This window comes from Bacteroides sp. AM41-16 (assembly GCF_003603495.1).
GTDB classification, from domain to species: domain Bacteria; phylum Bacteroidota; class Bacteroidia; order Bacteroidales; family Bacteroidaceae; genus Bacteroides; species Bacteroides uniformis.
Genome location: NZ_QTNE01000010.1, coordinates 167,871 through 175,313, shown reverse-complemented (window position 1 = coordinate 175,313; position 7,443 = coordinate 167,871). Strand labels below are relative to the sequence as shown.

Genomic DNA, 7,443 nt, shown 5'->3' with positions numbered 1-7,443 from the left:
TTTTTTTTATTTTTCTTTTTTCTCTTTCCTCGTCGTCTCTCTTGTCGAAAGGGAGGCAAAAAGAAAAAGGAAGAAAAACCCGGTCACCGTTTCTTGAAAGAAGAATGTCAACTCGCGCTGCTTTCGTTTTCAAAAGCGGGTGCAAAGGTAAGAACTTTAAAGCATAACTTCCAAATGTTTCCGGAAGTTTTTTTCATTTTTCTTTTCCAAGACCGAAGTTCCGAAAGAAACCTATGGCAAAGAAGAGAAAAATGGAAGCTTACCGCTCCGTTTTACTGTCAGAATGTCAAAACATCGCCGCCTTCGTTCCCGAAAGCGGATGCAAAAGTAGCGCTTTTACGGACATCTGCAAAATATATACAAGCTTTTTTTGAGGGTTTACGTGAACTTTTTCATAACTAGCTGATTGATAGATATGTTTTAAAGCATGTTTTTTAAAGGGAAAGAAAGGCAGGAAGGAAGGGGACACATTATATATATACGCGCGCGCATCGGAATATACTAAGTTCACCCCTTGACATAGACCACTGAACGGCCGGCACCACGCTTGAGGAGCCCAAAGAGAACTGACAATAAACCTGCGAAAGGCTACATCCGGAAAGCCCGGATACTAAACGAGAACTACTGAACAACTTTTCTCACTACAGATATGTTTCTTTCTTACCACACCCGCGTTTCTTTCTTTCCACAGCTGTGGTAAGAAAAGAACATTGCTGTGGAAAGATTAGTTTTTAGAGAAAAACAAGGTAGTACATCGCAGTTTTTTTCCTAACTCTTAGGTGTCATCTACGCACCATACTGCGACAATCAGTAGAAGCCTTTATCAAATCCACTTCTGTGCCCTACCCAAAGAACGCACAACGGCAGCAAACTCTTCCCGAGGAATGATAGCCTTATTACGTGTTTTCAAACGATTATTATAAACGGTCTGAGGTGAATAATGCAAGAATTCGGCAATCTTCACACTATCAGTGATACCTAAACGCACCAAAGCATAAATGCGCAATTCCGTATTCAGTAACTCACCATCTTTTAGCACAATCTGCTCGTCAGGATGGAGCAAGGCATTGAAGTCACTTACAAAATCCGGATAAATGTGCAAGAAGATAGCATCAAAGTTATGATAGAACTCTTTCAACTCATTCTGTGCCATAGAATGAGTATCGGTTAATGCTTTCACATCCTCCAACTGGTTTGCCTTAAGCTTACGATTGATATTTTTCCGATACTCATCCAGCTTACTGATATAATTGGAACAAATGGAAAAGACATAACCTATGTATTCCTCCTTCACATAGTTGGATTCACGAAGCTGATTATTGGTATCCCTCAACTGTTCATTCAAAGAAGTAAGCTGTACATTCGTTTCTGCCACTTGTCCGTGCATTTTCGAAAGCTCTTCCACATGCTTATTCAAGCGGTTGTTTGCCTCATTCAGCTGTTGGCGCGACTGCTTCAACCGCTTCATCTGCTTGTATATATATAGGAAGGCAAACAAGGATATCAAAGACAAGACACTGACCAGTACCAAATACATACGTAACCGCGCTTCTTGCCTCTGATTACGTTCCTGATAGATCTGATGAATGGTGTCCTGCACCGCAGAGATGCCCACTACCCTCACCCGGTTCCGATATGCCAAGGCATTCTGCAAGCAGTAACTCATGTAGACATAAGCATGGTCAATATCACCCAAACTAAAAAGTACCCCCGCCAGCTCTTCCAACGAAGCAATATCTTTATTGGAGATACGTACATCGGCCATAGCAGAATATATCAGGTAAGTCAGATAATTTTCCTGCTCATCGGACTCGCGATAAAAGCAGGCCAGCACGTAAGCATTCATGGCATCGCGCCGAGTGTCGAATGCAGAATTAAGAATTCCCTTCTGCAAACGTTCTTTAAAAACATACATACTGTCCGTACCTTGTACTACCTGCCCTTTATACCACAAGAACAAGGGGTCTTCAGGGGTAAGAACCATATTCAAAGAGTCCTTGTAAACACGCTCCAACTGTGCATAATGTTCATGCAAAGTACCCATTTCACTACCGGTATACTGATTGAAATGCGAATACAGATACAACATTTGTCCGTAATAGTCCACTAACAATTCTTTGGGGAGCGAACCGCCCGAGACTCCGTCCAACTCATCCTGGGCTTCTTTCAACAGACCGGTGGCAGCCAACAGAAAAGACTTTTTTATCTTCCACTCCATCTGCCGGTATTTATCATTCTGCTTATAAACTATGTCCAAATTGCCTGCCACATAATTCATTGCAGAATCGGCATTATAGACACAATACTCATCATAAAGATTTTTATTCAGCCAATATCTCTCCTCCAAAGTACGCACATCCTTTCGCAACTTGTGCAACTGGGCAATCTTCGCCTCTTTAAGCATAGCAAACGTGTTTTTTTGCGCAATCAGAGAATCAAGACGCACCAGCAGTTCTTTTATCTTTTCACTGTAAGGTGCCGCATTCAGAAAGGTACACCCCATCAGCAAAAATAGTAAAGCTATGATTTTTCTTTTCATTTCTATTATCTATATAAGGCTGAGAGCACAAAGATAAATTAATCTATCTAAACATAAACTACCTCCACCCTAAAAAGTACATGAAATTTAAGAGATATTTCGACCGCTCAAAGCGACAAAACAGTATATACAGACCTCCTTCCATAGTGGCCGACCTTTACTTTACACAGTAATCAGCAAGAATACAACTTATTATATATCTGATATTTACATTTCACACAGACTTACTTCTCCATATTACCTGCCTATCGGACGAATAGGGTTGTCCGCTATCTTTGCAGCACAGAAAGAAAAGTGTACTATGGAAAACCACCAATCTCTATTAGGACATACTTTTCTAATAATAAATTAAATCTTTCAATTAAAGTACTATGAGAATGATTACAAGAAATCTTCTTACGCGGAGTTACAAGCTCCTTTTGACATTACTCGTACTGCTAATGTCAACAAATGCATTTGCCCAACGATTGACAGCTACGGGTAAAGTAACAGATGCTGCAGGCCTGGAGGTCATTGGCGCATCCGTATTGGAAAAGGGTACCGCCAACGGTGTTGTTACCAATCTGGACGGGGAGTTTTCCCTGAGTGTAGGACAGAATGCCACACTGGTAATATCCTTCATCGGCTACAAAACGATAGAGGTAAAAGCAACCACCAACATGAATATCACATTGCAGGAAGATAACGAACTGCTGGACGAAGTGGTAGTTATCGGTTATGGAAGTGTGAAGCGTAAAGACGTAACCACAGCCGTATCCACGGTTTCTACAAAGGATTTGGACCAACGCCCCATTGTATCGGCAGCCCAAGCCCTGCAAGGCAAAGCAGCCGGCGTGTCGGTTATGCAACCCAGCGGTGAACCGGGCGGAGGCATGAGCATCCGCGTACGTGGTACCACCTCATTCAACGGCAGCAACGACCCGCTCTACGTAGTGGACGGTGTGCCCGTGGACAACATCAACTTTCTCTCTCCCAACGACATTGAAAGTCTCTCTATCCTAAAGGATGCCTCATCGGCAGCCATCTATGGTTCGCGTGCAGCCAACGGTGTGGTACTGATTACGACCAAAGCCGGAGCAGAAGGCAATGCCAAAGTGGCACTGAACGTACAATATGGTATGACGAAAGTAGCCAAGAGCATGGATGCCCTGAATACAGAACAATACCGTGAGTTACAGGAAGAAATCGGGGCTGTCAACCCCGCTGCCCTTGAAGGTCTAACAGACCAGACAGACTGGTTTGATGAAGTTTACAAAACCGGACAGACCCAAAACTACCAGGTGTCCGTATCTAACGGAAACGAAAAGATGAAATACTTCCTCTCTGCCGGTTATCTGAATGAAAAAGGCATTTTGGAAGGCACGTACTTCAAACGATATAGCTTCCGTGCCAACATTGACAACCAGATACGCAGTTGGCTGAACGTAAGTGCCAATATCTCCTACTCCGACAATATCGGAAACACCGGCATCATTTCCGGTACGGGTGCCAACCGTGGCGGTGTAGTCCTCTCGGTTATCAACACACCGACCTATGCTCCTATTTGGGACCCTGAAAAGCCGAATCAATACAATAAGAACTTCTACGGGGTAAATATCATGAACCCGATGGAAAACCTGGCCCGCCAGAAAAACAACAAGAACAAGGAGAACCGCCTCATCGCATCCGGAGCCGCTACCATCAGCTTTCTGCCCAACCTGAAGTTGAAATCATCCGTAGCCCTGGACCGCCGTAACGGTGTAAGCACCACATTCCTCGATCCAATATCGACCACCGACGGACGCAACAGCTTCGGTACAGCTTCCGACAACCGAAACATGAATACCGTATTGGTTTTCGACAATATATTGACTTACAACACCAACATCAAGAAACATGGTATCGACGTCATGGCAGGTTCTTCCTATACCAAATCGGACTATACCAACAGCTGGATAAACGGCTCACACTTCCGGGACGATAAGATACAGACTCTGAATGCCGCCAATAAAATTTCATGGGACGGTACCGGAACAGGAGCTTCACAGTGGGCTATCTCTTCCTATTTCGCCCGCGTGTCCTACAATTATGACAGCAAGTACATGCTTACCATGAACATGCGTGCCGACGGTTCGTCCAAACTGCATCCCGACCATCGTTGGGGCATTTTCCCGTCCTTCTCGGCTGCCTGGCGCATTTCATCGGAAAAATTCATGAAAGACATCACTTGGATTGATGACCTGAAACTCCGTGGCGGCTGGGGACAGACCGGTAACCAAAGCGGCATAGGCGATTACTCGTATCTGCAACGCTACAACATCAACCGCATACCGTGGTTCGAAGAGGGCAACGACCATGCTGTTCCCGGCATCAGCCAGGCCAACCTGAGAACAAGTGACCTGAAATGGGAAACCACCAGCCAGACCAACATCGGCCTTGACCTGACCGTACTGAACAACAGACTGACCTTCAGCATGGACTACTATTACAAGAAAACCACAGACATGTTGATGAACGTAAGTCTGCCTGCGGGTGCGGCAGCAACCACCAGCATCACCCGTAACGAAGGCGAGATGACCAACAAGGGATTCGAGTTCGCCATCAACTCCCACAACCTGACCGGCGAGTTTTCCTGGGATACAGACTTCAACATTTCTTTCAATAAGAACAAGCTGACCAAGCTGTCATTGCAGAAAATCTATACCGCAGCAAGCAGTGCCGAGGTGGTGAAAGAGAATATCGTACGCAATGAGCCCGGACGTCCTTTGGGTGGTTTCTACGGTTACATCAGCGACGGCGTAGACCCTGAAACCGGTAACCTGATCTATCGCGACCTTAACGAAGACGGCAAGATTTCCACTTCCGACCGTACCTATATCGGCGACCCGAACCCCGACTTCATCTACGGATTGACAAACACCTTTACATGGAAAGACCTCAGCCTGAGCATCTTCATCCAGGGAAGCTACGGAAACGACATCTTCAATGTGTCCCGTATGGAAACCGAAGGCATGTACGACGGCAAAAACCAGTCAACGGAAGTATTGAAACGCTGGAGAATCCCCGGACAGATTACGAATGTCCCGAAAGCCAACTTCAACATCAAGAACTCCACTTATTTTGTAGAAGACGGCAGCTACCTGCGTGTCAAAGACATTTCACTCTCTTACAACATCCGTTGCCGCCAGTTCAAGAAATGGGGTATCAGCCGCGTACAGCCTTACTTTACCGCCAGCAACTTGCTGACCTGGACCAGCTATTCAGGTATGGACCCCGAAGTGAACCAATATGGCAACAGCGGTTCTGTACAGGGCATCGACTATGGAACTTACCCGCAGAGCAAATCATTCGTTTTCGGTATCAATGTTGAATTCTAAAAAAGGAAGAAATAACTTATGAAACTAAACCATATATATAAAAGTATAGCTTGCGGTGTATTGTTGGCAATGACCGCAACCTCATGTGACTTGGACTATAATCCGGTAGACACCTACTCGGATGTAACGGAAGGAGTGAACAAAACTGATGAAAAGCCTATTTTCAACAGTGTGCAAGACGTGGAAACTTCAATGGTAACCCTTCACAAAAAATTTCGTGACCGGCAGGAGCACTGGTATGTCGACAAACTGCTTATCGGTGACGCTCATTCCGATAATGCCTACGCCGGAACAACGGGGGCCGAAGTGGTGCCTTACGAAACCAACTCCATTGAAGGCTCTAATTCTGTACTAAAACGTGACTGGGACCGTTTCTTAGGCGACATTGCCGTTGCCAACCGCATCATCGTGGGCTGTGACCAGCTCAAGGCACTCAGTGAAAGTGAACGCGGCAAGTATCAGTCACAAGCCAAGATATTCCGTGCCATGGTCATGTTCGATATGGTACGCTTATGGGGTAACTTCCCGGTCATCACTACCGTGGGCGGTGACATTACCGAAGACAACGTAGAAGAAATGTACCCGACCTATTTTCCTCCACAGAATACGGCTGAAGAGGCTTACGCCCAAATAGAGAAAGACCTGACTGAAGCAGTGGAAAACCCCAACACACCGACAAACGACACATCAGACAAGAGCATACTTACCAAATCGGTGGCACGTGCCATGCTTGCCAAGGTCTATGCAGAAAAACCTCTGCGCGATTATGCAAAGGTTATCAAATATGCCGATGAACTTGCTGCCGACGGCTTCGACCTCGTGGAAGACTTCAGCGACCTTTGGGCGTATGATACGGAAAAAAAAGACTGCCGGGTACGCAATACCAAGGAGGCAATTCTCGAAGCCCACTTTCCTCCCGGCTCCGGCAACTGGTGTACTTGGATGTTCGGCCGTAACTTGAGCAACTGGGATGAAAGTTTCACCTGGGCCAAATGGATTACCCCTTCCCGTGACCTTATCCGCCTCTATGAAGAGCAAGGAGACACGAAACGTTACAATGAATCTGTTGTATGGTATGACTGCGGATGGAGCAACTATTATCCGGCAGACCATTATGCCTTCATGTACAAATGCCGCTCTGCGTTCAACAGCATTATCTATCTGCGATATGCCGATATCCTGCTCCTCAAAGCCGAAGCAAAAATTATGGGAGAGGCTCCCGACCTGAACGGTGCAGCCGACATCATCGACCGCATCCGCAACCGCGCCGGACTGGGCAAACTTCCACAAAGTACCCGCAGCAGTAAAGAAGCATTGCTCCAAGCTTATATGGACGAACGCCGCATGGAGCTTGCCTTTGAAGGACAGCGCTGGTACGACCTTTGCCGCCTCAATAAGGTAGAAGAAGTGATGAACGCCGTTTACGCCAAAGACAGCGGCCGCCATGCACAAGAAAATCTGTTCAATGAGAACTCCTATCTGCTGGCTATTCCCCAAGGAGCCATCGACCAGAACGAAAATCTGATACAGAACCCGGGCTATTAATAC

4 protein-coding genes are annotated in these 7,443 nt (G+C 46.0%); 3 read left to right on the top strand and 1 reads right to left on the bottom strand.

The window, feature by feature from the left end:
* On the top strand, nt 1-402 hold a 402-nt coding region (locus DW896_RS11255; RefSeq protein ID WP_133303685.1), incomplete at its 5' end, for a hypothetical protein.
* A 421-nt stretch (nt 403-823) separates the two neighbouring features.
* On the opposite strand, the gene DW896_RS11250 is transcribed toward DW896_RS11255, so the two are convergent.
* The gene (locus DW896_RS11250) at nt 824-2,539 is read right to left on the bottom strand and encodes a DUF6377 domain-containing protein (protein WP_005824747.1); all 1,716 of its coding nucleotides are present in this window, start codon (nt 2,537-2,539) and stop codon (nt 824-826) included.
* 440 nt (nt 2,540-2,979) lie between these two features.
* On the opposite strand from DW896_RS11250, the gene DW896_RS11245 reads away from it, so the two are divergent.
* Both DW896_RS11245 and DW896_RS11240 read left to right on the top strand, forming a co-directional pair.
* Complete coding sequence (locus DW896_RS11245; protein ID WP_371413383.1) at nt 2,980-5,895, top strand: SusC/RagA family TonB-linked outer membrane protein; 2,916 nt, start codon at nt 2,980-2,982, stop codon at nt 5,893-5,895.
* A gap of 18 nt (nt 5,896-5,913) precedes the next feature.
* Nucleotides 5,914-7,440, top strand: a complete 1,527-nt coding sequence (locus DW896_RS11240) for a RagB/SusD family nutrient uptake outer membrane protein (RefSeq protein ID WP_005834883.1) — start codon at nt 5,914-5,916, stop codon at nt 7,438-7,440.
* Nucleotides 7,441-7,443 lie beyond the last annotated feature (3 nt).

Excerpts from the sequence above, each read along its gene's own strand:
- DW896_RS11250 (WP_005824747.1), bottom strand. The coding sequence starts at position 2,539 with ATGAAAAGAAAAATCATAGCTTTACTATTTTTGCTGATGGGGTGTACC.
- DW896_RS11245 (WP_371413383.1), top strand. The coding sequence starts at position 2,980 with ATGTCAACAAATGCATTTGCCCAACGATTGACAGCTACGGGTAAAGTA.
- DW896_RS11240 (WP_005834883.1), top strand. The coding sequence starts at position 5,914 with ATGAAACTAAACCATATATATAAAAGTATAGCTTGCGGTGTATTGTTG.